This is a genomic window from Kitasatospora sp. NPDC048286, assembly GCF_043201735.1.
Lineage (GTDB): Bacteria > Actinomycetota > Actinomycetes > Streptomycetales > Streptomycetaceae > Kitasatospora.
The window spans coordinates 355,140-380,053 of record NZ_JBICZE010000005.1 but is presented as its reverse complement, the minus strand read 5'-3'; the positions used below and the strand labels follow the sequence as shown (position 1 = coordinate 380,053).

Sequence of the window (24,914 nt, the reverse complement as noted above, 5' to 3'; positions counted from 1 at the left end):
GAGGTCAGTTGAGCCGGTGCCGGGCCGCCCGGGCCTCCTGCCGGACCTTGGCGGCGGTGTCCGGGTCGAAGGCGTCCAGGATCTGCGCGTAGGCGTCCATTTCCGCCGAGCCGCCGAGGAAGTCCCCGGTGCGGACGAGGAGTTCGGCCCGTTCCAGGCGCAGCTGGGCCGGGTGCCGGGGCAGCAGCAGGGCGAGTTCGGTGGCCCAGAGCTGGGTGCGGGCGTGCTCGGGGCGGTCGGCGGCCCAGAGCCGGATGTTGCCGAGGACCCGCAGCACGATCTCCAGCGGCTGGGCCGGGGTGAGCAGGGCGGGGGTGAACTCGTGTCCGGCGGCGGCGACCAGCTGCTCGACGTCCTCCGGGTCGAGCAGCCGCCCGCCGTGGAACGGGTCGGCCAGGACGTAGTCCTCGCCGCCCGCCGGGCCGCCGACCGCGACGATGAAGTGGCCGGGCAGCGCGATGCCGTGGACGGTCAGCCCGGCCCGCCGTCCGACCGCCATCCACACCAGGGAGAGCATGATCGGCAGCCCGCGCCGCCGCCGCAGTACCTCGGGCAGCAGCGAGGACTCCAGCCGCCGGTAGTCCGACTGCCGCCCGTGGAAGCGCTCCCGCCCGCCGAGCACCGCGGCGAGCAGGGCGGCGGTCTCCTCCGGTCCGGTGGGCGCCCGCTCGGCGACCGCCGTCCGGACCTCCGCCGCGTGCCGCTCCAGCGCGGCCTCGCAGGCGGCGAGCAGCGCGTCCACGCCGGGCGGCTCGCCGGGGTCGCCGGGGTCGGGCACCATGCCGTGCTCGGCGGCGGCGAGCAGGCACAGCAGCACCGGGTCGGGCTGCTCGGCGCGGGCGGCGGTCCGGAAGCGGTCTCTGCTCTGCTCGGTCACGGTGACGGCGACGGCTTTCGTACGGCGGACGGACAAGGCGGCGATCGGACAAGCGGGTGATCGGACGGACGGTACGGCCTGGCGGCTACCCCTGGGGGAGGAGCGCGTAGTGGTAAGTGTGACTGGTCGTGAAGCCGAGTCCGTCATAGAGCGCGATAGCCCCCGCGTTCTCCGCCTCGACCTGGAGGTAGGCGCCGCTCGCCCCCTCCTCGGCCGCGCGCGAGGCGAGCACCGCCATGACCGCCGTCGCCAGCCCGGCCCGCCGGGCGTACGGCTGGACCTCGATCGCGCCGAAGCAGGCCCAGGCCCCGTCGATGACGCAGCGCCCGATCGCCGGCGGCGGCTGTCCGGGGGCGCCCGGCACGGTCGCGAACCAGACCGACGGCCCGCCGTTCAGCACCTGTCGGGCCGCCTCCTCCACCGCCGGGTCGCCGCCGACCCGCCGGTACACCGACAGCCACCCGTCGTCCGCCGTGCGCGCCAGCCGCACCCTCTCGTGCCCGGCGCCGCCCCGGGCGAGCCCGGCCAACGGGGCGGTGCGGACCAGGGTGGGCGCGTACCCGGCCCCGAGCCGGTCGAGCTCGGCGACCAGCGTCGGAGGCGAGCCGGGGGAGAGCACCTCGACGTACGCGGGCAGCCCGCGCGCCGCGTACCAGTCGCGGACGGCCGCCAGCGCCTGAGGCAGCGGCAGACCCGGCTCCCCGAGGGCCTGGACGGAGTTGGCCCGCCGGGTGAACCCGGCCGAGGCGCGCAGCGTCCACTCGCCGAGCGACTCCTGTTCGACGGCCGGCCAGCCGCGCCCCGCGATCCGCTGCAGTTCGACCGGCCCGGTGACCGGCAAGGGGGCGCGCCGGGCCGGAAACGGCGGCACGACCTTGCCTGCGACCAGCAGCTTCTCCGGCAAGAACACCGGATCGCCGGTGCGCGGGACGACCGTCAACCCATGATCGTCCCACGATGTGAGCACCCCGATCGAATCCCGGAACACCGGACGGTCGTCCACGAACTCCGCAAGCCGGCGGACGGACACGCGTCGTCCCACGTCAGAGCGGTCTATCCGGACCTCCGGACGGTCGCCGACCGGGTTGACCGAGGCCATCTGGCCACCTCCTGTGCATTTGCGGTCTCCGACCCGCGATACTAGGGGCGGGCATCGACGACGCCGCGCTCACCGCGCACGGCAGCAGAACAGAACGGGCCACCAGGCCCTTCCGAGGAGGAACGACAGCGTGACCTACGTCATCGCGCAGCCTTGTGTCGACGTGAAGGACAAGGCGTGCATCGAAGAATGCCCGGTTGACTGCATCTACGAGGGCGAGCGATCGCTCTACATCCACCCGGATGAGTGTGTCGACTGCGGCGCTTGCGAGCCGGTCTGCCCGGTCGAGGCGATCTTCTACGAAGACGACACCCCGGAGGAGTGGAAGGACTACTACAAGGCGAACGTCGAGTTCTTCGACGACCTGGGTTCGCCCGGCGGCGCCTCCAAGCTCGGCCTGATCGAGCGTGACCACCCGTTCATCGCCGCTCTGCCGCCGCAGAACGCCGACCACTGACGATCGGTGGCACAACAGCTGTGAGCACCAACAGCACGCACGCGCCGTTCCCGGGCCACCCGGGGGCGGCGCGCCGCGTTTCGGACAAGCTGCCGGTCTTCCCCTGGGACAAGCTGGAGCCGTACAAGGCGACCGCGCTGGCCCACCCCGGCGGCCTCTGTGACTTCTCCGTCGGCACCCCGGTGGACCCGGTCCCCGAGGTGATCCAGAAGGCGCTGGCCGCGCACACCGACACCCCCGGCTACCCGACCGTCTGGGGCCCGCTGGAGCTGCGCGAGGCGATCGCCGGCTGGCTGCACCGCCGCGTGGGCGCGCGGATCGGCCCGCAGGCCGTGCTGCCGACCGTCGGCTCCAAGGAGCTGGTGGCCTGGCTGCCGACCCAGCTCGGCCTCGGCCCCGGCGACCAGGTCGCCTACCCGCGCCTGGCCTACCCGACCTACGAGGTGGGCGCCCGGCTGTGCGGCGCCGAGCCGGTCGAGTACGACTCGGTGGACGAGCTGGACGGCTCCCGGGTGCGCCTGCTCTGGGTGAACTCGCCGTCCAACCCGACCGGCCGGGTGCTGGGCGCGGACGAGCTGCGCCGCGCCGTCGAGTGGGCCCGGGAGCACCGGGCGCTGCTGGTCAGCGACGAGTGCTACCTGGAGCTGGGCTGGGAGGCCGACCCGGTGTCGGTCCTGCACCCGGACGTCTGCGGCGACGACCACGAGGGCCTGCTGGCCGTCCACTCGCTCTCCAAGCGCTCCAACCTGGCCGGCTACCGCGCCTCCTTCGTGGCGGGTGACCCGGTGGTGGTCAGGGAGCTGCTGGAGGTGCGCAAGCACGGCGGCATGATCGTGCCGGCGCCCGTCCAGGCGGCGACCGTCGCCGCGCTCGCGGACGACGCGCACGTGGCCGAGCAGCGCGAGCGGTACGCGGCCCGGCGCTCGGCGCTGCGGGCGGCGCTGGAGGCGTACGGCTTCCGGATCGAGCACTCCGAGGCCAGCCTCTACCTGTGGGCGACCCAGGACCGCCCGTGCTGGGAGACGGTGGCCGAACTGGCCGGGCTGGGCATCCTGGTGGCGCCCGGCGACTTCTACGGGCCGGCCGGCGACCGCTTCGTGCGGGTCGCGTTCACGGCGACCGACGAGCGGGTCGCCGCGGCCGTGGAGCGGCTGGGCGCGGCGCGCTGACCGCACCCGGGGAGCGCACCCCGGGACCGTACGGCGAAGGGGGCCGGTGTCACGGACACCGGCCCCCTTCGGGGTCCTCCCCGGAGGAACGGGGTGCGGACGGACTACAGCGGCAGGCCGCCGAGGCCGCCGCCGTTGAGGCTGCCCAGCAGGCCGCCGAGCGGGCCGAGCGCGCCGGTCAGGCCGGACAGCGGGCTGTTCTTGCCGAGGTCGGCACCGCCGAGGCGGTTGGCCGAGCCGTGCTCGGCCAGGCCCAGCACGTCGGTGGCGGGCAGCTCGGCCGGCAGGGCCTGCTCGACCGGGCCGAGCGGCAGCGCGCGCTGCACCGCGCCCACCGGCAGCGCGTCGGCGACGGCGGTGCCGCCGGGGACGGCGCCGGTGAGCGTCTCGGCGCCGGGCACGGCCTGGGTGACCGAGCCGGCCTGGGTCAGGCCGCCGAGCGGGCCGGTGCCGGCGGTGGCGCCGCGGGTCTCCGCGCTCTTGCCGGTGACGGCCTCGCCGAGCTTGCCGGCCAGGGCCGAGGCGACCTTCGGGGTGACGGTGGAGAGCTGGCCGGCGGTCGCGGCGGTCTGGTCGACCGGCGCGGTCAGCGAGCCGGCCTTCTCGTTGGCCTCGGGCAGCTGCTGGGCGACGATGTTGCCGGCGGCGTCGGTGGAGGCCGGTACGCCGGCGGCGACGGTGGCCGCCCCGGTGGTGCCGGCGGCCTGGCCGAGCTGGTGGGTGGTGTGCTGGAGCGTCGAGCCGGCGTCGGAGTTGGTCAGCTGGCCCAGCGGTGCCGCGAGGTCGCTCTTGGGCAGCAGGGCGTCCCCGCCCAGAGCGGACGCGGAGCCGGCCGCGAGCAGCGGGGTCGCTCCGGCGGCCACGACGAGCGCGGCCTGGGCGATCCGGCGCGTGAGGGGGTGAGACATGGGGCTCCTCGAAGGGGTCTGGGTCCGTCCCGTCCGCCCTGGGGAGCCGGGCGTTGCCGACCGGGCGGACGACATTGTTACCGCTTGAGAAGCCAGAAGGTTTCGGCCGGTGCAAGGAAGAGTCCTGACCGACCATCGGATCGTACGACTGCAGCAGGGCCGCTTGCCGGGCCCGGTCGGACGCCGCCGAACCGGCCCCGGACAAGGGGAGTGACGGTTCTTCACCCCGGTTCGCCGGAACGGGCGGTCGGTCCACCGGGGTTGACCGGAATCACTCGTCCGGCGGCAACCCGAACACCAGTGCGTCAGCTCTTCGTGGGCGGGGCCAGGGTGACCTGGACGAGCTTGGTCGAGGTGCCCGAGGTCTGGGTCTGCCAGCCGTCCTCGGACTTGGACTTGCGCCAGATCTTCCCGTCGTAGGCGACCGTCGCGATGCCCAGCTGCTGGGCCTGGGCGACCGCCCAGTGGGCGACCTCCCAGCCGCTCGCCCGCTCGGCGCTCACCCCGCCGTCCGCCCCCGCGTCCGGTCCCGAGGTCAGCGCGGTGGTGGCCGGGTCCGGGGTCAGCGCGACGGCGTTCTCGGCGCCCTTGATGGTCGAGGTGTAGCCGGTCGCCGGGGTCACCGTGCGGCCGAACTCCCGGCGCACCCGGTCGGACAGCACCTGGGCCCGGTCCGGCGCCGCGGCCGGGGTCGCGGTGGCGCCCGGGGCGGTCCCCGCGGTGGGGGAGTCGGAGTCCGCCGGGTCCGGCTTGGCGTAGTCGTGCACCACGCAGGAGAACGAGGCGGGCTCGCGGCCGGCCAGCGCCGAGGTGAGCAGGGTCGCCTTCGTCTCGTGCTTGGCGTAGGCCTGCGGGTAGCCGCTCTTCTGCACCGTCTGGGCGGCGTCGGTCAGCGGCATCCGGGTGTAGCCGGGGACCTTGACCAGGCCGTCCAGGAACTTGTTGGTCGCGTACACCGGGTCCGCGATCTGCGTCGGGGTGCCCCAGCCCATCGACGGCCGCTGCTGGAAGAGGCCGATCGAGTCCCGGTCGCCGCCCGCGAGGTTGCGCAGCTTGGACTCCTGCATCGCCGTCGCCAGCGAGATCGTGGTGGCCCGGTCCGGCAGCCCGCGCGAGCGCGCCACCGCGGCGATCGTCGCGGCGTTGGCGGCCTGCGGCAGCTCCAGCGTGCCGTTGCCGGCCGCGGTCTTCACCGTGCACTCCTCCGACACACCCGGCTTGAAGCCGAACCACCAGATCCCGACCACGGCCAGTCCGGCGACCAGGGCCAGGCCGAGCAGCCCGACGATCACCATCAGCAGGGCGCGCAGCGGCCCGCGGCGGCGAGTGGGCTCCTCTTCGTCGCCCAGCTGCTCGCTGCTCCTTCTCCTGGCCACCGTCGCCCCTCTCGCGCCTGCTCCTTGATCCGACACCGTACCCACTCGGACGGATGTACGGCGCCCCCCGGTTGCCGTCGCCCGCCCACTCGCCACCGAGTCCGAACCGCGTCACGCGGCGGCCGCGCCGGGCGGACCGGACCGGACGAACCGGGCCGCGGACTAGGCTGACGCCCATGAGCAGCCCGAATCCGACGCCCCTGGACCTCACTCTCGACGGCGGGACGCTGACCGCCCGGCTCGTCGACTTCCCCTCGGTGAGCGGCGACGAGCAGGCGCTCGCCGACGCCGTGGAGGCCGCGCTGCGCGGCTACCCGCACCTCACCGTGGACCGCCACGGCAACAACGTGGTCGCCCGCACCGACCTGGGCCGCGCCGAGCGCGTCGTCCTGGCCGGCCACCTGGACACCGTGCCGATCGCCGACAACCTCCCCTCGTACGTCGAGGGCGACCTGCTCTACGGCTGCGGCACCTCGGACATGAAGTCCGGCGTGGCCGTCCAGCTGCGCCTCGCCGCCACGCTGCCCGAGCCCAACCGGGACCTCACCTTCGTCTTCTACGACTGCGAGGAGGTGGAGGCCCACCGCAACGGCCTGGGCCACCTCGCCAAGGACCACCCGGAGTGGCTGGCCGGCGACTTCGCGGTGCTGATGGAGCCCAGCGGCGCCATGGTCGAGGGCGGCTGCCAGGGCACCCTGCGGGCGCAGGTGCGGCTCACCGGCGTGCGCGCCCACGCGGCCCGCAGCTGGCTCGGCGACAACGCCATCCACCACGCCGCCGAGGTGCTCACCCGGCTCGAGCGGTACCAGCCGCGCCGGGTGGAGATCGACGGCCTGGAGTACCGCGAGGGCCTGAACGCGGTCCGGATCGACGGCGGCGTGGCCGGCAACGTGATCCCGGACGAGTGCGTCGTGACCGTCAACTTCCGCTACGCGCCGGACCGCAGCGAGGTCGAAGCGGAGAAGCACGTGCGCGAGGTCTTCGACGGCTTCGAGCTGACCGTCACCGACTTCGCCCCGGGCGCCCTGCCCGGACTCGCCCAGCCGGCCGCCCAGGCCTTCCTGGCGGCCACCGGCGGCCAGGCCCGGGCCAAGTTCGGCTGGACCGACGTCGCCCGGTTCAGCGCGCTCGGCGTCCCCGCGGTCAACTACGGCCCCGGCGACCCGAACCTGGCGCACAAGCGCGAGGAGCACTGCTCGCTGAGCGCCATCGCCGAGGTCGAGGAGCGGCTGCGCGCCTGGCTGACCAGCTGAGCCGCGCGCCGCGCCGACCGTCGGGGCGGCGGCCGAACGCCACCTTCCGGATGCTCAACCGACCTTCCCCCGTTGCCTGAAAACGGGGGAAGGCGGGCGTAGGGTTTCGTCATGACAGGCACAGGAGACGAGAAGCACTACGGTCACGGCCCCGAGCAGGTCGGGGTGCCGCGGAAGAAGAAGGCCTGGCCCGAGAAGCAGAAGGGCCCGGTGCTGGTGCGCCGGGACCAGGTCGGCACGAGCACCACGGACCAGCGCCTGCTGGACACCACCGGTCCCACCGACTGGCTGCACACCGACCCGTGGCGGGTGCTGCGGATCACCTCCGAGTTCGTCGAGGGCTTCGGCGCCCTCGCCGAACTCCCGCCCGCGATCAGCGTCTTCGGCTCCGCCCGTACCCCGGCCGACTCGCCCGAGTACGAGGCGGGCGTGGCCATCGGCCGGGCCCTCGCCGAGGCCGGCTACGCGGTGATCACCGGCGGCGGCCCGGGCGCGATGGAGGCCGCCAACCGCGGCGCCTCCGAGGCCGGCGGCCTCAGCGTCGGGCTCGGCATCGAGCTGCCCTTCGAGCAGGGCCTCAACGAGTTCGTGGACCTCGGACTGAACTTCCGCTACTTCTTCGTCCGCAAGACGATGTTCGTGAAGTACGCCCAGGGGTTCGTGGTCCTGCCCGGCGGCCTCGGCACGCTGGACGAGCTGTTCGAGGCGCTCACCCTGGTGCAGACGAAGAAGGTCACCCGCTTCCCGGTGATCCTCTACGGCAGCGCCTACTGGGGCGGCCTCTACGAGTGGCTGAAGAACACCCTGGTCGAGCAGGGCAAGGCGGCCCCGCACGACCTGGAGCTGTTCCACATCACCGACGAGATCGACGAGGTCATGAAGATCCTCGCCGACGCCCGCCGGCCCGCCGGCGAGATCTAGGAGCCCCGGACGGGTCCTCGGCGGGCCCGGGCCGAGGCGCTCACGCCAGCCCCCGGCGGGCGACCGCCGGGGGGCGGGTGCCCCGGATCGAGGCGACCATGTCCAGCACCTGGCGGGTCTCCGCGACCTGGTGCGCCCGGTAGACCCGCGCGCCCAGCCAGGCCGAGACCGCGGTGGTGGCCAGGGTGCCGAGCAGCCGCTCGTTCACCGGCCGGTCCAGGGTCTCGCCGACGAAGTCCTTGTTGGAGAGCGAGACCAGCACCGGGAAGCCGGTCGCGGTCATCTCCGGCAGCCGCCGGGTGGCCTCCAGCGAGTGCCGGGTGTTCTTGCCGAAGTCGTGCCCCGGGTCGATGATCAGCGCGTCCCGCCGCACGCCCAGTTCCACCGCGCGTTCGGCCAGTCCCACCGTCACCCGCAGGATGTCCGCCATCACGTCCTCGTACCCGGTCCGGTGCGGCCGGGTGCGGGGCTCGGCGCCGCCCGCGTGGGTGCAGACCAGCCCGACGTCGTACCGGGCGGCCACCTCGGCGAGCTTCGGATCCACCCCGCCCCAGGCGTCGTTCAGCAGGTCCGCGCCCACCTCGCAGACCGCCTCGCCGACCTCGTGCCGCCAGGTGTCCACGCTGATCACCGCCTCGGGGTGGCGCTTGCGCAGCTCCGCCACGAAGGGCACGGTGCGCCGCAGTTCCTCCTCGACCGTGACCTCGTCGCCCGGCCCGGCCTTCACCCCGCCGATGTCCAGGATCGCCGCGCCCTCGGCCATCGCCCGGTCCGCGGCGGCGAAGGCGGCCTCGTCGGCGAAGGTCGCACCCTTGTCGAAGAACGAGTCCGGCGTCCGGTTGACGATCGCCATGATCACCAGCTCGTCGTCACCGAATTCCCGCGGTCCCAGGCGCAGTGCCACCGATGTCTCCTCCACAGCTCCTGCGGGTGCGATGATGGCCCCCGGCCTCACTAAGGGACCATGCTGTCATGATCAGTGTGGTTACCTGCGCCACATAGCGGACCGGCCGGGAGTTCGGGAGGACAGCTCGTGTTCTGGGTGATCGTGGTCGCCATGGCCGTGGTGGTCGGCGGTGCCGCCCTGGTGGCGCTCGGCGGGGGAGGCTCGATGCCGGAGGCGGCACCGGACCGCATCTCCGCGCGGCTGCCGCAGGACCGCCCGCTGGGCAAGGCGGACGTGGACGAGCTGCGCCTGCCGATGGCCCTGCGCGGCTACCGGATGGACGAGGTGGACGACGTTCTGGACCGCCTCGGCGCCGAACTCGCCTACCGCGACGCGCGGATCGCCGAGCTGGAGGCCGCCGCCCACCTGCGCGGCGCGGTCGAGGCGGGCGGCGCCCCCGACCCGGCGGCCGAACCGCTGCCCGGCCTGGAGGAGTTCGCCCAGGTGGTCGAGCCGGCCGTGGCGCTCGCCAAGCAGCCGGCCAGGGAGCGGACCCCCGAGGACGCCGAGCCCGGGGCGGACAAGTGACGGACGACGGAGCTGTGCTCGGCGCGGACGGCCTGCGCCGCTGCGGCTGGGGCGACTCCACCGACGACTACCGGGTCTACCACGACACCGAGTGGGGCCGGCCGGTGCACGGCGACGACGCGCTGTTCGAGCGGGTCTGCCTGGAGGCCTTCCAGTCCGGGCTGTCCTGGCTGACCATCCTGCGCCGCCGCGAGGGCTTCCGGGCCGCGTTCGCGGGCTTCGAGATCGCCAGGGTCGCCGAGTTCGGCGAGGCGGACAAGGAGCGACTGCTCGCCGACACCGGCATCATCCGCAACCGGGCCAAGATCGAGGCGGCGGTCGCCAACGCGCGGGTCGCCCGCGACCTGGAGGGCGGACTGGACGCGCTGATCTGGCAGTTCGCCGGGGACCCGGACCGGCCGGCCCCCCGCACGACGGGCGAGGTGCCGGCCGTCACACCGGAGTCGACGGCGCTGGCGAAGGCGCTGAAGAAGGCGGGCTTCCGCTTCGTCGGCCCGACCACCGCCTACGCCCTGATGCAGGCCTGCGGCCTGGTCGACGACCACCTGGCGGACTGCCACGTCCGCACCGCCGCCGTCCGCTGACCGACCCGAGGGCCGGCCCGTCCGAGCGGACGGGCCGGCCCGTCGGCGTCGACTTCCCTAGCGGCCCAGGTACTTCGGCTTCTCCTTGGCGATGAAGGCGCGCACCGCGATCCGGTGGTCCTCGCTCTCGCCCGCCATCGTCTGCAACTCGTCCTCCTTGTCGAGGAGTTCGTCCAGCGAGTGGGAGGCGCCGTACGCCAGCGACTCCTTGACGGCGCCGTAGGCGACGGTCGGCCCCTCGGCCAGCTCGCGGGCGAAGGCCCGTGCGGTGGCGGCGAGTTCGTCGGCCGGCACCACCCTGGTGGCCAGGCCCAGCTCCATCGCCTCGGCGGCCTTGACCGTCCGGGGGAGCATCAGCAGCTCGGTGGCCTTGGCGTGCCCGACCAGTCGCGGCAGCGTCCAGGAGGCGCCCGAGTCGGCGGTCAGCGCGATCCCGGCGAAGGCGGTGTTGAAGCCGGCCCGGTCGGACAGGACGCGGAAGTCGCAGGCGAAGGCGAGCGAGGCGCCGGCCCCGGCCGCCACCCCGCCGACCGCGGCGACGGTCGGCTTGCGCATCCCGGCCAGCGCCCGCACCAGCGGGTTGTAGTGCTCGGCGACGGTCCGCAGCGCGCCCTCGCCGGTCTCCTCGGCCCGCTTCAGCAGCGCCAGGTGCTCGTTGAGGTCCTGCCCGACGCAGAACGCCCGCTCGCCCGCCCCGGTCAGCAGCACGGCCCGCACCGCCGGGTCGGCGGCCGCGGCGGCCACGGCGTCGCGCAGCGCGATCTTGGTGGCGACGTCGAGCGCGTTCATCGCCTCCGGGCGGTTGATGGTGATGACGGCCAGGCCGCCGTCCAGCTCGTACAGCACGGAATCGGACATGGGTGAGGGCTCCCGGGGTCGTGGCGGTGTCAGTCGTGTGTGTCAGGATGCCGGAGCACACGGGGGGCTGGGGAGTGTGAGGTATCGCACCTTCCCGCGGCGTCCGCACCGCCGCCACGCCGGGGCTTATGACGTGAATTGCGGTGGTTGGGGGCGGTCCGGCCGTGGTTGCACCGAGAGTGATGTTGGTCATCAGCCCGTGGCATGCGGGATAATGGCTTCCGATCAATGCGTTCGATACCGGCGGTGGACGGACTGCCGGTGCGTAGCTGAGCGGTTGCAGGAAGGGGAACGAGCATGGCGGCCATGAAGCCGCGGACGGGTGACGGCCCGCTCGAAGTCACCAAAGAGGGGCGGGGCATCATCATGCGCGTTCCGCTCGAAGGCGGCGGACGCCTTGTGGTGGAGCTCACGCCTGACGAGGCCGAGGCCCTCGGCGAGGCCCTGAAGAAGGCCTGCGGCTGACCGCAGCAGGTGCTCGCCATCTCCTGGAGATGTGCTGCCGGGCCCGGGTACGACGTCATGTCGGCCCGGGTCCGCACGTTTTCCGGGCCCGGGCCGCGGGGCCTGCGGGCCCCCGGCGCCCCGAGGGGCGCCGGGCTCAGCGCTTGATCGCGCAGAGCAGCCCGTCCGACACCGGCAGCAGCGCCGGCAGCAGGTCCTCGCTCTCCCGCACGTCCCGGACCAGGTCCCGGACGGCGCCGGTCTGCGGGTCCTGGAGTTCCGGCTCGGCCAGCCGGCCCTCCTGGAAGACCCCCTCGAAGCAGACCATCCCGCCCGGCCGCAGCAGCCGCAGCGCCTCGCGCAGGTACTCGCAGGACTCCGCCGGGTCGCCGTCGCAGAACACCAGGTCGTACTGCCCGTCGGCGAGCCGGGGCAGCACCTCCAGCGCCCGGCCCGGTATGAACCGGGAGCGGTTGGCCGCGAACCCGGCCGCCTGGTACGCCTCACGGGCCAGCTGCTGACGCACCGGCTCCGAGTCGACCGTGGTGAGCACGCCGTCCGGCCGCATACCGCGCAGCAGGTAGACCCCGGACACCCCGGTGCCGGTGCCGATCTCGGCCACCGCCTTGGCGTCCAGCGCGGCCGCCAGCAGCCGCAGGCAGGCCCCGCCGCTCGGTCCGATCGCCCGTATCCCGGTCCGCGCGGACTGTGCCCGGGCGTAGGTCAGCACGGCGTCCTCGCCCACGTAGGTGTCGGCGAGGGCCGCGTGCGCGGGCCCGAACTCGCTGATGGCTGCCTCTTTCGGAGCCCCGGGCGGCGGCCCGGTGCCGAGGGATGTCGATATTTCCTGGCACAGATTACTGGCCGACCGGGAACCGCGTACGGCGGCGGGCCGTTGTCATGTCGGACCGGGTGCGCAAGACCTCCCGGGCACTTTTATCCGGGCTTGACGGGTGAGGTGGATATGGTGGTGGCCCTGCTGGGCAGAAGAGCCGACCGAGGAGGTGTGGCCGAGGGCGACGTCCCTGTGCGGCGGCACTTCCGTGGCACTGCGTCGGCCCGTACGCCGAAGCCCGTGATGAACCAGCCTGCGCACTCCGACCTGGACCAGCCCGTGGCCGCGACGCCGGCCGCCGGCGCCACCGAGGCCCCCGCTCTCGCGACCTTCTCCGAGGGTCCCGACGCGCAGACCTGGACTCCGCCCACGTGGGAGGAGATCGTCGAGGCGCACAGCGCCCGGGTCTACCGGCTGGCCTACCGTCTGACGGGCAACCAGCACGACGCCGAGGACCTCACCCAGGAGGTCTTCGTCCGGGTGTTCCGATCGCTGTCCACCTACACCCCCGGCACGTTCGAGGGCTGGCTGCACCGGATCACCACCAACCTCTTCCTGGACATGGTCCGCCGCCGCCAGCGCATCCGCTTCGACGCGCTCGGCGAGGACGCGGCCGAGCGGCTCGCCTCCCGCGAGCCCAGCCCGGCCCAGCACTTCAGCGACACCCACTTCGACGCCGACGTGCAGCACGCCCTGGACACCCTCGCGCCGGAGTTCCGCGCCGCCGTGGTGCTCTGCGACATCGAGGGCCTGTCCTACGAGGAGATCGCCGCCACGCTGGGCGTCAAGCTCGGCACCGTCCGCAGCCGCATCCACCGCGGCCGCTCGCACCTGCGCGCCGCGCTCAAGCACCGCGCCCCCGGCTCGGCCCCCGGCCGTGAGCGCCGCGGCGGCTCGGAGGAGCCGGTGCCGGTGGCCGTCGGCGTGGGGGTGCTCGAGGCCGCGGCCGCGCCCGGTGGGCGCGGACGGAGGCGATCGTGAGCGGAACCAGCCGGTCCGGTTCGGACCGGTCGGACGCCTCCGACCGGTCTCCGAGCCGACGGGGCTGGGCCCTGCCGGGCCGTCGCGGAGGCGACGAACCCGGTGAGCCCGTGCTGCCCGGGGTGGCACTGCCCGCGGACACGGCGCTGCACGCGCTCCCCGTCCGTCCCGCCGCACCCGCCGTCGAGGAGCACCACCTCGGCGAGCGCCTCTCCGCCTTCCTGGACGGCGAACTCGGCCACGACTCGCGCGACCGCGTCCAGGCCCACCTGGCGACCTGCCCCCAGTGCCTCGCGGAGGCCGACGAGGGCCGCGCCGTCAAGCACATGCTGGCCCGCTCCGGCCCGCCCGGCCCGTCCTCCGCGCTGATGGCCCGCCTGATGGCCGTCGGCAACCTCCCCGAGGACGCCCCGGCGGACGGCGACTGGCGCTCCGGGCGGCGCGGGCGCCGCGATGACGACGACGACCTGCCCGGTGGCGGGGTCGCGGCCACCGGCACGCTCGGCGGCAGCCGGCTCGACGGCGGCTCCTTCGGCCGCGGCGCCGGGGCCTCCTTCGGCGCGGGCGCGCTGGGCGCCGACTCCCCGCTGCCCGGGGTCGACCCGCGGGCCTTCGGCCGCGGCACGGTGCTGCGGCCGCTGATGGGCCGGCGCTCCGCCCGCCCCGAGGCCGCCGCCGCCCCGGCCCGTCCGCAGCCCGCCGCGCCCGCCGCCGTCCGGTCCCCCGCGCGGGGCCGACGGCTGGTGTTCGCCGCCGCGGGAGCCTTCTCCGTCGCCGCGGTGACGCTCGGCGGCGTCGGCGGGCTCAGCACGCAGGGCGAGGAGCGCCACGGCACCACCGTCAGCCCGCCCGGCAGCGGCCGTGGCGGCCTCGTCCCGACGACCGCGCAGGTCCCGGTGGACTTCGCCGGCCGCCCGGTCGCCGCGACCCGCGACGCGACCCCGCCGGGCTCCCCGGAGCGCTACCCCGGGGGCTTCGCCGCGCTGCGCCAGCAGATTCGCTAGAACGGCCCCGAAGGACACCGGCGCTCCGGCCCGGACGCCCCGGCCACCGGCAGGTCTTTACCACGGCTTCATCACAGCGTGGGCCAAGGACTCGCCGGTGGCCATTACCCTGTAGGAACCGTCGTCCGACGAGTTAGGGAGCAAAGGTGTTCAGCGACGTCAGTGGGCTGGAGGTTCTGACCCTCGTCGTGATGGCGATCATCATCTTCGGCCCGGACAAGCTTCCCAAGCTGATCCAGGACACCATGGGCTTCATCCGGAAGATCCGATCCTTCGCCGACAACGCGAAGGAGGACATCCGCAGCGAGCTGGGCCCCGAGTTCAAGGACTTCGAGTTCGAGGACCTGAACCCCAAGACCTTCGTGCGCAAGCAGCTCATGGGCGACCAGGACGATCCGCTGGGCCTCAAGGACATGAAGGACACCCTGGACATCCGGTCCGTCCTGGACGACAAGCCCGCGGCGCCGGTCAACGGCCGCAGCGGCAGCGTCAGCTTCGAGAAGTCCGCCCCGGCGCCCGCCTCCACCGGAGCCCCGCTGGCGCCCGGCGAGCGGCCCCCGTTCGACCCCGACGCGACCTGACCGGTACCGCGTCCGGCGCCCCGGCGCCGCGCCACCGCCCCGCCCGGCCACCCGGCTGAGCGGGGCGGCGGCGCGTGCGCCGCTATTGTGCTGATTGTTCCGCTGAGCCGTCCGTCACACCGCGCCCCGTCGCGGTCCGGGAACGGCCCCGGGGAACGCCGCGGTACGCCACCATGGGAGCGCGCCACGGCAGGCAAACGTGTGTTTGAGGAGGCCCGGGGATGGACGCGACGAGTCAGGCGGGAGGGGCGACGGCCACGGCCGGCGGCCCGGTGGTCGGCGGACAGGCCGGCCCGGCGGACCCGCTGGTGCCCTACCTGTCCGCCGACTTCCCCTGGTACGGGCTGGACGAGGGCTGGACCGGCCGCCGTTTCCTGGTGCAGGCCGGCGCCGGCCCCCGCACCGCGGGCAGCGTCGACTACGGCTCGCTCGGCCACGGCGAGGAGCCGGCCAGGCAGTACGAGCCGCGCGACGTACGGAAGTTCGCCGTCGTGGTCACGGTGGCCCGCCGGGACAGCCGCCGCAGTGCCGACAACACGGGCACCCTGGAGGCGACCTCCGCCTCCTCCGCCGCCTGGCTGGCCGGCTCCGGCCTGCTCGCCGCGACCTGGCCCGGGCAGCTGGACCGGGCGCTGCGCCAGGACTGGCTGGACCAGCAGAGCAGCCTCGCCTGGGACCTCGCCGACGACCTGGCCGGCCCCGGCTGGTCCACCCTCAGCCTGCCGGTCAACGGCCTGCCGCAGCCCTTCCGCTACCGCGAGTCCGAGTACGGCTGGGTGCTGGCCGGTGAGGCCCCCGGGGTCATGCTGGGCGCCTACGGCCGGGGCGTCAGCGCCTACGGCATCGGCTTCTCCACCGTCCCGGACCTGACGGCCTACACCCGCCCGTAGGGCCCTCGGCAGGACACGGCCGTACGACGGAGGGCCGGGTGGTGCGCCCACCCGGCCCTCCGTCGGTCACGGCCTCAGAACTTGTTCTTGGGCGTCAGGCCCAGCGACATCCCGGACAGTCCGCGCTGGCGGCCGCCGAGCTTGCCGGCCACCGCGCGCAGGGCGGCGCCGGCCGGGGAGTCGGGCGCGGCGAGCACGACCGGGCGGCCGTCGTCGCCGCCCTCGCGCAGCCGCACGTCGATCGGGATCGAGCCGAGCACCGGGACGGTCGCGCCGACGGTGCGGGTGAGCGCGTCCGCGACGGTCTGGCCGCCGCCGGTGCCGAAGACGTCGATCATCTCGTCGCAGTGCGGGCACGGCATGCCGGACATGTTCTCGATCACGCCGACGATCTTCTGGTGGGTCTGCACCGCGATGGTGCCGGCCCGCTCGGCCACCTCGGCGGCGGCCATCTGCGGGGTGGTGACGATCAGGATCTCCGCGTTGGGGACCAGCTGGGCCACCGAGATCGCGATGTCGCCGGTGCCGGGCGGCAGGTCCAGCAGCAGCACGTCCAGGTCGCCCCAGTACACGTCGGCGAGGAACTGCTGGAGCGCGCGGTGCAGCATCGGGCCGCGCCAGACCACCGGGGCGTTGCCCGGGGTGAACATGCCGATCGAGATGACCTTCACGCCGTTCGCCTGCGGCGGCATGATCATGTCCTGGACCTGGGTCGGCCGGCCCTCGACGCCCAGCATGCGCGGCACGCTGTGGCCGTAGATGTCGGCGTCCACCACGGCGACCTTCAGGCCGTCGGCGGCCATCGCGGCCGCCAGGTTGACGGTCACCGAGGACTTGCCGACGCCGCCCTTGCCGGAGGCGACGGCGTAGACCCGGGTCAGGGTGCCCGGCTTGGCGAACGGGATCTCCCGCTCGGGGGCGCCGCCGCGCAGCAGCTGGGACAGTTCCTTGCGCTGCTCGTCGCTCATCACGTCGAGCTCGACCTCGACGCCGGTCACGCCGGGGACCTTCCCGACCGCCTCGCGCACCCGGGTGACGATGGTGTCGCGCATCGGGCAGCCGGAGACCGTCAGGTAGACCGCGACGCGCACCGCGCCGTCCTCGGCGATCCCGACCGATTTCACCATGCCGATCTCGGTGATCGGGCGGTTGATCTCCGGGTCGTTGACGGTCGCCAGCGCCTGGCGTACGGACTCCTCCGTGACGCCGGCCGCGACCTCTGTCTCGTTGGCCATGCCTTGATGGTACGGCGCCCGGCGAAGTCGTTGACCCGTCGGTAGCGTGCCGAGGGTCACAGCGGTTCGGGGGCGTCCCGGCGCTCGTCGATCTCCTTGAGCAGGGACTGGAGTTCGGACCGGATGAAGTCCCGGGTGGCGACCTCGCCGAGCCCGTGCCGCAGGGCCGCGACCTCGCGGGTCAGGTACTCGGTGTCGGCGATGTTGCGGTCGCTGCGGGCCCGGTCCTGCTCCATGTTGACCCGGTCCCGGTTGTCCTGGCGGTTCTGCGCCAGGAGGATCAGCGGGGCCGCGTACGAGGCCTGCAGGGACAGCGCCAGGGTCAGGAAGATGAACGGGTACTCGTCGAAGCGCACGCTCGTCGGCAGCAGGGTGTTCCACGCTATCCAGACGACGACCACCACCGTCATCCAGACGATGAACCGCCCGGTGCCGAGGAAGCGTGCGATCCGCTCGGACAGGACGCCGAACGCCTCCGGATCGTAGGAGGGCAGCGTGATCAGGCCGGGGCGCGCGGTGCGCGGCTGGTCGAGCCGGGCGCGGCCGGTGCCGGTGATCGGCGCGGTGTCGGCGCGCCGGTCCCGGCCGCCCTCGCGGGTGCGCAGCTCGCGCAGCTGCCGCAGCCGGCGCAGTTCGCCCTGGAGGCGCCGGCGCGCGGAGTCGTCCGTCCGGCCGTTGCGGTCACCGTCCACCGGTCACCCCTTCCCTGTCGTCCTGGTGGGTGTCGTCGCCGGGGTGCGTCGCGGCGTCGCGCCAGTCCTCCGGCAGCAGGTGGTCGAGCACGTCGTCGACGGTCACCGCCCCGAGCAGGTGGTCGGCCTCGTCCACGACCGGCGCGGCGACCAGGTTGTAGGTCGCCAGGTAGCTGGTGATCAGCGACAGCGGGGTGTCCGGCGGCAGCGGGTCCAGGTCGTCGTCCACCAGCGAGCCGACCAGGACGTACGGGGGCTCGCGCAGCAGCCGCTGGAAGTGCACGGTGCCCAGGTAGCGGCCGGTCGGGGTCTCGTTCGGCGGACGGCAGACGAAGACCTGCGCGGCCAGGGCGGGCTTGTGGTCGCTGACCCGGACCCTCGCCAGCGCCTCGGCGACCGTGGCGTCCGGCTCCAGCACGATCGGCTCGGTGGTCATCAGACCACCGGCGGTGTCCTCCTCGTACGTCAGCAGGCGGCGCACCGGCGCGGCCTCGTCCGGCTCCATCAGCTGGAGCAGCCGCTCGGCCTCGTCGCCGGGCAGTTCGGAGAGCAGGTCGGCGGCGTCGTCCGGGTCCATCGCCTCCAGGACGTCGGCGGCGCGCTCCTCCTGGAGCTTGCCGATGATCTCGACCTGGTCGTCCTCGGGCAGCTCCTCCAGGACGTCGGCCAGCCGCTCGTCGTCGAGGGCGGCGGCCACCTCGGCGCGGCGCTTGGCGGACAGGTGGTGCAGCACGCTGGCGAGGTCGGCGGGGCGCAGCTGCTCGAAGGTGGCGAGCAGGTTGGCCGCGCCCTGGTCCTGCTCGGGCAGCGAGAAGCCGGTGACGTCCTGCCAGTCCAGGGTGAGCCGCTCGCCCTTGCCCTTGCGCAGCCGGCCGGCCCGGCCGACCTGCACGAAGACCTTGCTGATCTCCCACTCGCGCAGCCGGGTCTGCACCATGCCGACGTCCAGCACGGTGACGTCCTCGCCGGTCTTGGACCAGGTGACGGTGCGGTCCAGCAGCTCGGCGAGCACCAGGGTCTCGGACGGGCGCTGCTCGAAGCGGCGCAGGTTGATCACGCCGGTGGTGAGCACCTGGCCGGACTCCAGGCTGGTCACCCGGGTCATCGGCAGGAAGATCCGGCGCCGGCCGACCACCTCGACTACCAGGCCGAGGACGCGGGGCGGGCGGCCGCCGAGCCGCAGCGACACGACCACGTCCCGGACCCGGCCGACCTGGTCGCCGTTCGGGTCGAAGACCGCGATGGCGGACAGATGGGAGATGAAGACCCGGGTGCCTGGCCCTGCCATGGACTCCCTCGACTCGCTCGACGCCGTACCGGGGGCGCCGGGGGCGCACCCGCGGCCAAGGCTACCCGCGTGTTCCGGGCCCGGCCGGGAGGCACGGTAGCCGTCGGACGAGTCCTGGGCGTGAAGCTTTAACGGCGCTTGAACAGCAGTTTGGGCAGGCCGGCCGGGATCGGGCGGCGGGTGGTGGCCGGGGTGGGCAGCGGCTGCGCGACGTGCGAGCCGTCCGGCATCGCCCCGGGGCGCTCGGTGAGCGGGCCGACCGGCTCCAGTCGCAGCACCCGGCACTCGCGGGCCCAGCGGGCGGCGATGGCGTCGGTGTCGGGCGCGTTCAGCCGCTTGCCCTTGAGCTCCTCGACGGCGCCCAGCCAGGCCTCGCTGTCCGGGGCCGGCTCGACGACCCGGGCGCTCCAGCCGGTCAGCCGGCCGCCCTTGTCCTTGCTGCGGACGGTCACCACGGCACCGGCGCCGGGCTCCAGACCGTGCAGTGGCTGCTCGCCGCCCCCGCCGACCACCACGACCGCGCCGTCGTGCCAGGCGTGCCACAGCGGCCGGGCGTGCTCCTGCCCCTGCGCGCGCACCCAGAGCAGGCCCGACTTCTTCGCGGCCTCCTCCAGCAGGGCCTGGTCGAGGAAGTCGTCGGCGGTCGCGGCGGCGGGCGTACGGTCCATGGCGGACAGCGTACGGCCAGTGGGCCCGTCCCGTGGCGTGGCCGGGAGGCCCGGCCGTCTCAGCCCCCGGGCGACAGTTCCATTAAGCCGCCACGGGCCTTACCGTATGACGGCCCCACCCCCGCGACCAGCAAGGAGCGCCGTGCCCGCCGCCCGGCCCGCGACCGCCCCCGCCACCACCCCGACCGCCGCCCCCGCGACCGCCGACCCGGGCCCGGCGCACCCGCTCCCCACCCTCGACCTGTTGCTGCTCGCCGTCTCGATCGGCGGCATCTCGCTGTCCGGCCCGCTGATCAGCGCCACCGCCGCGCCCGCGCTGGCGATCGCCCTGTGGCGCAACGTCATGTCGGTCGGCGTCCTCGGCCCGTACGCGCTGCTGCGCCACCGCGCCGAGCTGCGCGGGATCGGCCGGCGGGCGCTGCTGCTCGCGGTGGCCGCCGGGGCGCTGCTCGCCGTGCACTTCGCGCTCTGGATGCCCAGCCTGCGGATGACCTCGGTGGCCTCGGCCACCGCCCTGGTCACCACCACCCCGCTGTGGACCATCCTGCTGATGCGGCTGATGGGCGTCCGGGCGCCGCGGCTGGTCTGGCTCGGCACCGTCGTCGCCTTCGCCGGGGTGCTGGTGCTGACCGGCGTGGACCTCTCGCTCTCCCCGCGCGCGCTGCTCGGCGACGCGCTCGCGCTCGCCGCCGGCCTGGCCGCGGCCGGGTACATGCTGCTGGGCGCCGAGGTCCGTAAGACCGTCAGCACCACCGCGTACACCCTGGTCTGCTACGCCACCACGGCGGCGGTGCTGCTGGGGATCTGCCTGGTCGCCGGGACGCCGCTGGCCGGGTGGCCGGCCGGGGTCTGGTGGCAGATCGTGCTGCTGATGGTCGCCGCCCAGCTGCTCGGCCACTCGCTGAGCAACCGCGTGGTGCGCAACCTCGGGCCGTCGATCACCTCCACCGCGATCCTGCTGGAGACCCCGGGCGCGGCGCTGATCGCCGCCCTCTGGCTGGGCCAGTGGCCCCCGGCGGCCGCCTACCCGGCGGTGGTGCTGATCCTGCTCGGCCTCGTCCTGGTCGCCCGCGGCGGGCGCAGGTAGCCGTCAGAGCCAGCCGTTGCGGCGGAAGCCCCGGTACATCCCGAAGCAGATCAGCACGATCGCGCCGAGCACCGTCGGATAGCCGTACTTGTGGTGCAGCTCGGGCATGTACTCGAAGTTCATGCCGTAGACGCCGGTGATCATGGTGGGCACCGCGAAGATCGCCGCCCAGGCGGTGATCTTGCGCATGTCCTCGTTCTGCGCCACCGAGACCTGCGCCAGGTTCGCCTGCAGCAGCGAGTTCAGCAGCTCGTCGAAGCCGTGCACCTGCTCGGCGACCCGCGCCAGGTGGTCGGCGACGTCCCGGAAGTACTTCTGGATGTCCGGGTCCACCAGCCGCTGGAGCGGCTCCGACAGCTGCTGCATCGGGCGCAGCAGCGGCACCACCGCGCGCTTGAACTCCAGTACCTCGCGCTTGAGTTGGTAGACCCGGCCGACGTCGGCGCTGCGCCCGCCCTTGGCCGAGAAGACGCCGTACTCGATCTCGTCCACGTCGTTCTGGAGCCGCTCGGCGACCAGCAGGTAGTTGTCCACGACGTGGTCGGCGATCGCGTGCAGCACCGCCGACGGGCCCTTGGCGAGCAGCCCCGCCTCGTCCGCGTCCGCCTCCAGCCGGTGGCGCAGCTCCTGCAGCGAGCCGTGGCCGCCGTGCCGGACGGTGATCACGAAGTCCCGGCCGGCGAAGACCATCAGCTCGCCCGTCTCCACCACCTCGCTGGTGGGCGTGAGCTGGTCGTGCTCCACGTAGCGGATGGTCTTGAAGACGGCGAACAACACGTCGTCGTAGCGCTCGACCTTCGGCCGCTGGTGCGCGTGCACCGCGTCCTCGACCGCGAGCGGGTGCAGGCCGAAGCGCTGGGCGATCCCCGCGAACTCGGCCTCGGTCGGCTCGTGCAGGCCGATCCAGCTGAACGAGCCCTCGCCCTCGGGGAGCAGGTGGGCGGCCCTGACCCGGTGGGCGGCCTCGCGCGGGCTGCACGTCTCGCCCCTGCGCTTGCCGTGCTGGTAGACCGCGCAGTCCACGACCGCCGAGGCGGCGTCCTCGGGCAGGACGCCGTAGACGCCGGCCGCGCCGCGGCGGCGGTTGGTGCGGACGGCGGCGCGCAGGCTGTTGATCATCGACATGACAGGCTCCCAGAGGCAGGAACCGTCGCGCGGCGGCACGGAAGGAGAAACGTTCGGCCGCGGTACGACGGCGGAGAACACCGGTGAAACGGGGGATGAGAGTGCTCTCCCGGCCGGTCCGTCCGTCGTGGGGCCCGCGCCCGGGGCTACCGCGGCTGATTCAGCCGATTGGGCCTGCGGGGCGAGGGGTACGGGGAAGTCGGGGCCGGGCAGAGCTGCCGGTACTGCATGGTCGGCCGGTATCCACCGCAACCACCTCCTTCGCGCCGCCGCCCCGGGACGAAACGATCCCGGTGGCCAGTCGCTCACCCTAACATCTGACCGGGCGTCGCAGCCGAGGGGTTCCCGGAGGTTTCCCAAGGCTTTACGGGACCCTGGCGCGGCCCCGACCGGGCGGGCCTCCACGCCGCCCACGGGCCCCTGCGGCCCGCCCCCGCGCGGCCCGCGAACCCCCGGGGGTTACGCTCACCGGCATGGCGCACGACTTCCCGCTCTTCGGCGACCCCCACGGCGGCAACTCCCCGGAGCTCTCCCGGGAGGCGGTGCTGGCCGCCGTCGAGGCCCGGCTGATCTCCACCTTCGGCGAGCCGGGCGGCCGCGCCGCCGTCACCTTCCTCGGCGCCGACCGGATCGAGGTGCTGCGCTTCGGACCGGACGCCGCGGGCCTGGTGCGGTACGCGACGCTCGGCATGTCCGCCGCGCCGATGGCCGACCCGACCGCGCCGGTCGCCGACCAACTGCGCGGCCCGCGCGCCGAACTGGTGCTGACCGTCCGCGGCGGGCAGGACAGCGTGCTGCGTACCCTGGCCACCTTCGCCGCCACCCCCCAGGTCGAGGGCCTGGTGGTGGCCCCGGGCGGCTCGCTGGACCTCGGCTCCCCGCTCTGGGACGGCGCGCCCTTCACCTCGGTGCTCGCGGCCGAACCGGGCGGCCTGGTCGAGGACCTGGAACTGGCCGACCCGGCCGACCCGGTGCGCTTCCTGCCGCTGCTGCCGATGACGCCCAACGAGGCGGGCTGGAAGCGGGTACACGGCGCGGCCGCGCTCCAGGAGCGCTGGCTCGACCAGGGCACCGACCTGCGCGACCCGCAGCGGCGCGGCGTCCGGCTGGACTGACCAGCTGGCTGACGCCCGGTCAGGCGGGGCGTGCGGGCCGGTCCGTACGCCCGCTCGGCACTCCGAAACGCCGGAACGCGGGACCAGGGGACTCATGATCCCCTGGTCCCGCGTTCGTCGGGCGAGGCCCGCGCCGGCTCAGCGCCCGATCGGCTTCGCGCCGGTGGCCTGCGCCAGCAGCGCCTCGTACACCTGCGGGTCGGTGGTGTGCTCGCCGAGCCGGACGGTCTTGCGGGAGCCGTGGTAGTCGCTGGAGCCGGTGACCAGCAGGCCGAGCTCGCCGGCCAGGCCGCGCAGCCGCACCCTGGTCTCCTCGTCGTGGTCGGTGTGGTCGACCTCCAGCCCGGCCAGCCCGGCCGCCGCGAGGTCGGCGATCACCTGGTCGGAGACCGTCCGGCCGCGCTTGACCGCGCCCGGGTGGGCGAACACCGGCACCCCGCCGGCGCCCCGGACCAGCCGGACCGCCGCGACCGGGTCGGTCTCGTGCTTGCGGACGTCCGCCCGCCCGCCGTTGGCCAGCCAGTCGGCGGTGAAGGCGTCCGAGACGGTGGCCACCACGCCCGCCTCGACCAGCGCGCTGGCGATGTGCGGCCGCCCGACCGAGCCGGACCCGGCGATCCGCTCCACCTGCTCCCAGCTGATGTCCGCGCCGAGTTCCCGGCAGCGCTCCACGATCGCCCGCCCGCGCCGGAACCGGTCGGTGCGCACCAGGTCCCGCTCGCGCGCGAACTCCGGCTCCGCGGGGTCGAACAGGTACGCCAGCAGGTGCATGCTGATGCCGTCCACGACGCAGGACAGCTCGGCGCCCGGGACGACGGTCAGCCGGGTGCCCTCGGGCAGCGCGCGCACCGCCCCGGCGGCCTCGGCGTGGCCGGCCACGGTGTCGTGGTCGGTCAGCGCCACCACGTCGAGGTCCGCGGCGACGGCCGCCGCGACCAGCTCGGCCGGGCTGTCGGTGCCGTCGGAGGCGTTGCTGTGGGCGTGCAGGTCGATGCGCACGGATCGGACTCCCGGGGGCTCGTGGGTGCCGCCCAGGATAGGCCAGCGGACGGCGCCGTCCCATGGGTCCGGACGGACCCGGCCCGCGGGACGGCCGTCAGCCGAGCAGCCGGGGCGTGAGCGCCCCGCAGGGCAGCAGGTCCAGTTCGGCGCCGGCCTCGCGCAGGTCGGTGAGCACCAGTTCGTCGTACATGACCAGCGCGGACTGCTCGGGCCAGGCGACCGCCCACAGCCAGAGCCCGCGGGCCTCGCCGACGAACACCGCGCGGTCGGCCGGGGCGTCCGGGACGTGGAACATCGGGGTGGGCCGCCCGGCGGCCATCAGCTTGGCGTCGGCGGGCTTGTAGAGGCCGACGGAGTCGCCCGGGTCCGGCCCTGGCAGGCCCGCGTAGCGGGCGCCGAGACCGACCCCCAGCTCCTCGGCGACCAGCACCAGCTCGCCGAAGCCGCCGAGCGGGGCCGGCCCGGAGCAGGCGACGGCGGTGGCCCGGGCGCCCGAGACGTCGTCGCCGACGTGGGCGATGCCGGTGTAGAGCCAGCCGACCGGGAGCGGCCAGGGCAGCCAGACCGGGACCTGGGAGCGGGCGACGGCGACGCCGAGGGCCTCCACACTCGGGGGCAGCACCGGCTGCATCGGGTGCACCGCTCCGTGCCGGTCGCACTGCCAGGTGTCTGAGAACAGACCGGGGGCGCGGACCCGACCGGCGCACCTCGGGCAGCTTGGCTCGCCCCTCATAGCCGTCAACGCTCCTCCCTCCGGACCGCCGCGTCAAGGACGATCACCCGTACGGAGGGCTCGGCGGCACCTGTCGGTGGCGGACGCCCGGACCGGCACCGGGTGGGCGGTCGCGGGCGGTTCCCGTTGGGGGATGTCCCGTCCCGGGCGGCGGCAAACGTCCGGGGCTCCGGCCCCGGACACACTGACGCCCCGTCATCGGCGAATGCGGTGACGGGGCGTCAGTCGGGTATCGGGACGTCCGGATCGGACGCTCCC

The 24,914-nt window shown here is 74.3% G+C and carries 27 protein-coding genes; 13 read left to right on the top strand and 14 right to left on the bottom strand.

What is annotated here, in order from left to right:
- Positions 1-4 precede the first annotated feature (4 nt).
- Positions 5-877 (bottom strand): transglutaminase family protein, encoded by an 873-nt coding sequence (locus ACGF13_RS14225; RefSeq protein ID WP_392874259.1) that lies wholly within the window; start codon positions 875-877, stop codon positions 5-7.
- 85 nt (positions 878-962) lie between these two features.
- A complete protein-coding gene (locus ACGF13_RS14220; RefSeq protein WP_392873554.1) occupies positions 963-1,817 on the bottom strand; it encodes a GNAT family N-acetyltransferase in 855 nt (284 codons plus the stop codon).
- Between the two features lie 289 nt (positions 1,818-2,106).
- Between ACGF13_RS14220 and fdxA the strand changes: the two genes are divergently transcribed.
- Both fdxA and dapC read left to right on the top strand, forming a co-directional pair.
- Complete coding sequence (gene fdxA, locus ACGF13_RS14215; RefSeq protein WP_030061559.1) at positions 2,107-2,433, top strand: ferredoxin; 327 nt, start codon at positions 2,107-2,109, stop codon at positions 2,431-2,433.
- A 20-nt stretch (positions 2,434-2,453) separates the two neighbouring features.
- The gene (gene dapC, locus ACGF13_RS14210; protein ID WP_392873552.1) at positions 2,454-3,602 is read left to right on the top strand and encodes a succinyldiaminopimelate transaminase; all 1,149 of its coding nucleotides are present in this window, start codon (positions 2,454-2,456) and stop codon (positions 3,600-3,602) included.
- A gap of 104 nt (positions 3,603-3,706) precedes the next feature.
- Here dapC and ACGF13_RS14205 read toward each other — a convergent pair whose 3' ends face one another.
- Positions 3,707-4,510: a hypothetical protein gene (locus tag ACGF13_RS14205; protein ID WP_392873549.1), complete on the bottom strand. Its 804-nt coding sequence runs from the start codon at positions 4,508-4,510 to the stop codon at positions 3,707-3,709.
- A gap of 305 nt (positions 4,511-4,815) precedes the next feature.
- Entirely contained in the window at positions 4,816-5,886 is a 1,071-nt protein-coding gene (locus ACGF13_RS14200) for a hypothetical protein (RefSeq protein ID WP_392873546.1), read from the bottom strand.
- Between the two features lie 176 nt (positions 5,887-6,062).
- Here ACGF13_RS14200 and dapE point away from each other — a divergent pair, with 176 nt between their 5' ends.
- A complete protein-coding gene (gene dapE, locus ACGF13_RS14195) occupies positions 6,063-7,139 on the top strand; it encodes a succinyl-diaminopimelate desuccinylase (protein WP_392873544.1) in 1,077 nt (358 codons plus the stop codon).
- A 111-nt stretch (positions 7,140-7,250) separates the two neighbouring features.
- The gene (locus ACGF13_RS14190) at positions 7,251-8,060 is read left to right on the top strand and encodes a TIGR00730 family Rossman fold protein (protein WP_392873541.1); all 810 of its coding nucleotides are present in this window, start codon (positions 7,251-7,253) and stop codon (positions 8,058-8,060) included.
- A 40-nt stretch (positions 8,061-8,100) separates the two neighbouring features.
- On the opposite strand, the gene folP is transcribed toward ACGF13_RS14190, so the two are convergent.
- Positions 8,101-8,913, bottom strand: coding sequence for a dihydropteroate synthase (folP, locus tag ACGF13_RS14185; RefSeq protein WP_392874256.1), 813 nt, complete (start codon positions 8,911-8,913; stop codon positions 8,101-8,103).
- Positions 8,914-9,093: 180 nt separating this feature from the next.
- Here folP and ACGF13_RS14180 point away from each other — a divergent pair, with 180 nt between their 5' ends.
- The gene (locus ACGF13_RS14180) at positions 9,094-9,534 is read left to right on the top strand and encodes a DivIVA domain-containing protein (RefSeq protein WP_392873538.1); all 441 of its coding nucleotides are present in this window, start codon (positions 9,094-9,096) and stop codon (positions 9,532-9,534) included.
- Positions 9,531-10,118 carry a DNA-3-methyladenine glycosylase I gene (locus ACGF13_RS14175; protein WP_392873535.1) on the top strand — a complete coding sequence of 196 codons (588 nt, stop codon included), beginning with the start codon at positions 9,531-9,533 and terminating at the stop codon, positions 10,116-10,118. The genes ACGF13_RS14180 and ACGF13_RS14175 overlap by 4 nt, the downstream gene beginning before the upstream one ends.
- A gap of 57 nt (positions 10,119-10,175) precedes the next feature.
- Here the strand turns inward: ACGF13_RS14175 and ACGF13_RS14170 are convergent, their stop codons facing one another.
- The gene (locus ACGF13_RS14170) at positions 10,176-10,976 is read right to left on the bottom strand and encodes an enoyl-CoA hydratase-related protein (RefSeq protein ID WP_392873532.1); all 801 of its coding nucleotides are present in this window, start codon (positions 10,974-10,976) and stop codon (positions 10,176-10,178) included.
- 297 nt (positions 10,977-11,273) lie between these two features.
- Here ACGF13_RS14170 and ACGF13_RS14165 point away from each other — a divergent pair, with 297 nt between their 5' ends.
- Positions 11,274-11,441: a DUF3117 domain-containing protein gene (locus ACGF13_RS14165; protein ID WP_380552276.1), complete on the top strand. Its 168-nt coding sequence runs from the start codon at positions 11,274-11,276 to the stop codon at positions 11,439-11,441.
- 136 nt (positions 11,442-11,577) lie between these two features.
- Here ACGF13_RS14165 and ACGF13_RS14160 read toward each other — a convergent pair whose 3' ends face one another.
- Positions 11,578-12,210: an O-methyltransferase gene (locus ACGF13_RS14160; protein WP_392874254.1), complete on the bottom strand. Its 633-nt coding sequence runs from the start codon at positions 12,208-12,210 to the stop codon at positions 11,578-11,580.
- Between the two features lie 288 nt (positions 12,211-12,498).
- On the opposite strand from ACGF13_RS14160, the gene sigE reads away from it, so the two are divergent.
- The 4 genes from sigE to ACGF13_RS14140 all read left to right on the top strand — a co-directional run bounded on the left by sigE (position 12,499) and on the right by ACGF13_RS14140 (position 15,711).
- A complete protein-coding gene (sigE, locus tag ACGF13_RS14155) occupies positions 12,499-13,236 on the top strand; it encodes an RNA polymerase sigma factor SigE (protein ID WP_392874251.1) in 738 nt (245 codons plus the stop codon).
- The gene (locus tag ACGF13_RS14150; protein WP_392873528.1) at positions 13,233-14,240 is read left to right on the top strand and encodes a zf-HC2 domain-containing protein; all 1,008 of its coding nucleotides are present in this window, start codon (positions 13,233-13,235) and stop codon (positions 14,238-14,240) included. The genes sigE and ACGF13_RS14150 overlap by 4 nt, the downstream gene beginning before the upstream one ends.
- A gap of 146 nt (positions 14,241-14,386) precedes the next feature.
- Positions 14,387-14,821 carry a sec-independent translocase gene (locus tag ACGF13_RS14145; protein WP_392873525.1) on the top strand — a complete coding sequence of 145 codons (435 nt, stop codon included), beginning with the start codon at positions 14,387-14,389 and terminating at the stop codon, positions 14,819-14,821.
- Between the two features lie 221 nt (positions 14,822-15,042).
- Positions 15,043-15,711, top strand: a complete 669-nt coding sequence (locus tag ACGF13_RS14140; protein ID WP_392873523.1) for a hypothetical protein — start codon at positions 15,043-15,045, stop codon at positions 15,709-15,711.
- 74 nt (positions 15,712-15,785) lie between these two features.
- Here the strand turns inward: ACGF13_RS14140 and ACGF13_RS14135 are convergent, their stop codons facing one another.
- From ACGF13_RS14135 to ACGF13_RS14120, 4 genes are all read right to left on the bottom strand, one after another.
- On the bottom strand, positions 15,786-16,946 hold the full coding sequence (locus ACGF13_RS14135) for an Mrp/NBP35 family ATP-binding protein (protein ID WP_392873521.1): 1,161 nt from the start codon (positions 16,944-16,946) through the stop codon (positions 15,786-15,788).
- 56 nt (positions 16,947-17,002) lie between these two features.
- Positions 17,003-17,551, bottom strand: coding sequence for a DUF1003 domain-containing protein (locus ACGF13_RS14130; protein WP_392874248.1), 549 nt, complete (start codon positions 17,549-17,551; stop codon positions 17,003-17,005).
- 76 nt (positions 17,552-17,627) lie between these two features.
- Positions 17,628-18,926: a magnesium transporter MgtE N-terminal domain-containing protein gene (locus ACGF13_RS14125; protein WP_392873518.1), complete on the bottom strand. Its 1,299-nt coding sequence runs from the start codon at positions 18,924-18,926 to the stop codon at positions 17,628-17,630.
- A 128-nt stretch (positions 18,927-19,054) separates the two neighbouring features.
- Entirely contained in the window at positions 19,055-19,594 is a 540-nt protein-coding gene (locus ACGF13_RS14120; protein WP_392873515.1) for a hypothetical protein, read from the bottom strand.
- 142 nt (positions 19,595-19,736) lie between these two features.
- Between ACGF13_RS14120 and ACGF13_RS14115 the strand changes: the two genes are divergently transcribed.
- Positions 19,737-20,681 (top strand): DMT family transporter, encoded by a 945-nt coding sequence (locus ACGF13_RS14115; protein WP_392873512.1) that lies wholly within the window; start codon positions 19,737-19,739, stop codon positions 20,679-20,681.
- Between the two features lie 3 nt (positions 20,682-20,684).
- Here the strand turns inward: ACGF13_RS14115 and corA are convergent, their stop codons facing one another.
- On the bottom strand, positions 20,685-21,806 hold the full coding sequence (corA, locus tag ACGF13_RS14110) for a magnesium/cobalt transporter CorA (protein ID WP_392873509.1): 1,122 nt from the start codon (positions 21,804-21,806) through the stop codon (positions 20,685-20,687).
- Between the two features lie 473 nt (positions 21,807-22,279).
- Here corA and ACGF13_RS14105 point away from each other — a divergent pair, with 473 nt between their 5' ends.
- Entirely contained in the window at positions 22,280-22,921 is a 642-nt protein-coding gene (locus ACGF13_RS14105) for a suppressor of fused domain protein (protein ID WP_392873506.1), read from the top strand.
- 138 nt (positions 22,922-23,059) lie between these two features.
- Here ACGF13_RS14105 and ACGF13_RS14100 read toward each other — a convergent pair whose 3' ends face one another.
- A complete protein-coding gene (locus ACGF13_RS14100) occupies positions 23,060-23,920 on the bottom strand; it encodes a PHP domain-containing protein (RefSeq protein ID WP_392873503.1) in 861 nt (286 codons plus the stop codon).
- A gap of 97 nt (positions 23,921-24,017) precedes the next feature.
- Positions 24,018-24,656, bottom strand: coding sequence for a DUF6758 family protein (locus ACGF13_RS14095; protein WP_392873500.1), 639 nt, complete (start codon positions 24,654-24,656; stop codon positions 24,018-24,020).
- Between the last annotated feature and the right edge of the window lie 258 nt (positions 24,657-24,914).